Consider the following 2,443-nt stretch of genomic DNA (forward strand, 5'->3'; position numbering starts at 1 on the left):
TAACGACTACAGGCAGTAATCTTACTGCTAGCGATGTAGTGGTTAGCGAAAATGCGAAGTTAACTGATAGTGCAGTAAAAGTTACTAATGTAACGGCTACGAATCTTGAAGTGAACCAAGGTGGTCTAGAAGCTGCAAATATTAGTGCCGGTCAAGCAAGCTTTACTGAAACTAATGTAAGTGCAACTAGTCTTGTAGCCGAGAATCTAACTGCAACTACAAGTAATCTTACAGTTACCGATGTAGTTGTAGATAACTCTACGAAGTTAACTGATAGTCAAGTTGAAGTTACGAATATAACGACAACTAACCTCGAAGTTGACCAAGGTAAACTTGAAGCTACGAATCTAGAAGTTACTGAGCAAACTAAAGTGCAAAATGCAACAGTTACCGCAGAGCAAGCTAATCTTGGGGAGCAAGCAAGCTTAACTGATTCAACGTTAACTGTTAACGGCACTGTAACCGCTACAGATTTAACTTTAGATAATACTTCTACGCAAGCTCAAGCGGTTGAAGCTGAGAATTTAAGTCTAGAAAATAATGCAAATCTAGAAGCAAACACTTCAATCTCTTTAACCGGAACACTTGAAGTAAGCAATAGTAGCGTAACTACAGTAGACTTAAAAGCAACGACTATTAATATTGACTCTAAAGGTACAGTTAGTACTTCAGGAGAAGTGGAAACTCAAAATCTAAACGTAGATAATAGTACTTTTACTTCTACGGGAGAGGTAACTGTTAGTGGTGCCTTTACCGCAACTAACGGTTCGCAAGTGCAGGCAAATAACCTAGTTGCAGAAAATACGCAAATTACAGCTAGCCAAGTTGAGGTTAAAGGTAATGCTTCTTTAGGTGAGACAACTATCGATAGTTCGAGCTTAAAAGTTGCTCAAGATCTCGCTCTTGGTAATACGAGCATTAATAATGCTACTGTTGAAGCTAAAGTGGTAGACATTAAAGGAAATGTAACTATTAGTGACAGTAACTTAGAAGCTGTAGTTACCACGATCAATGGTACAAAAGTTAATCTAAGTAATACTGAAGTAAGATCAACGGATACAACTATTAGTGCTCAAGAAGCTACGCTTGAAAATGGTACATTTGTGGGAACAAACCTCAATATCGAGGCAAATGAAACTAATGTACATGATAGTAACTTAAGTTCGGTAGCTAATCTATCTATAGGCGCAAATAATATTCAGTTAAATGCAACTAACGCCTCAGCAGAGAATGTTACTTTAAATGCTACAAATTCATTAGATGTAAGTAATGGTTCTCTTGTAAAAGCGGTAAATCTAGGCATTAATGCTTCGAACTTTACCGGTGACGTTAATGCTTTCCAATACACTACAGGTTCAATTACTTGTGGCGTAAATGGAGCGGGTTGTAGTGATCTTTACAATAAAATCAATGGTATTAGTAATGCTTCTTCTGAAGTTGATGTAACTAAGATTTTAGATACTGAAAATACGACGCAGATCTATTCTTCAGATACCGCAAGTTCAATCGGAGCGGCTGCTACAGGATCTACACCTGATACTGATGGTACGATTACGATTAAAGATGAAGAAACTACTGATACCGAAGAGTTAGAAAACTCTGCAAATCGTAGTGCAAATGCAGATGCGGATACAAATACTGAAGCTAATAGCTCGGTGGCTACCGATTCAGAGGTACAAACAGAATCTAAAACTAATATCGCAATTATTGCAACTAAAGATGATGAAACTAATCGTCAGCAAGAATTAGCGAAAAAAGGAACAGGTTTTGATAATGCCTTTGATAAAGATCTTGGGGACAAGGGCTATGATAGCTATAGAGGTATTGAAAAAGATGGAGTTGAACTCTTCCCTGAAGACAAAACTCCAAGTAAGGAAACTCTAGATGAAGTAAGAGAGGCTGGAGTTGCAAATCAAGCTTTACCTTATGGTGAATCAGATGAAAGTTTCCGTTCTGTAAGTAAAGTGAACATTAACGCTGTATTTGCAGCAGCTCGTGAAAAAGCAAATGTTGATTTAACTGATAGCTTAAATGCTGTTGAACAAGCAAATCGAGAAAATTCTGAAGAAAGTCAAGTAAGTGAAAGTGACTTAAATCGTACGGCAACTACAGGGGAAGGAATGGATCCAACCCGACCTTATGGAATCTCTGTAGGGGACTATGTAAATACAGTACGTAATTTAGGACCTGAAGCTACGCAGGTGTTAGTAGAAACTTCAAATGATTTTGGTATTAGAAGTCAAGATCGTGACTACAAAGCACCAAGTATCCAAACTGTAGGACAAGCTCAAACTTGTGCTCCAGCAACTACACCAGGGGCATTAAGTATTTGTTTTGCTCTAGGTAGTGTGGAACTTAACCCTTCAGTATTAAACTTAAGTGTTAATTCAACTGCAACTAATGTTTCTATTCCTTTAGCTCCAACTAGTGGAGAGAATAAGAA

Annotated in this window: 1 protein-coding gene; it reads left to right on the plus strand. The window is 37.8% G+C overall.

Annotated elements, in window-relative coordinates:
• On the plus strand, nucleotides 1–2,443 hold a 2,443-nt coding region (locus tag CKF59_RS07885), incomplete at both ends, for a beta strand repeat-containing protein (protein ID WP_222985571.1).

Origin of the sequence: Psittacicella gerlachiana, from assembly GCF_003585965.1 — a bacterium.
In the GTDB taxonomy this organism is placed as follows: Bacteria; Pseudomonadota; Gammaproteobacteria; order Enterobacterales; family Psittacicellaceae; genus Psittacicella; species Psittacicella gerlachiana.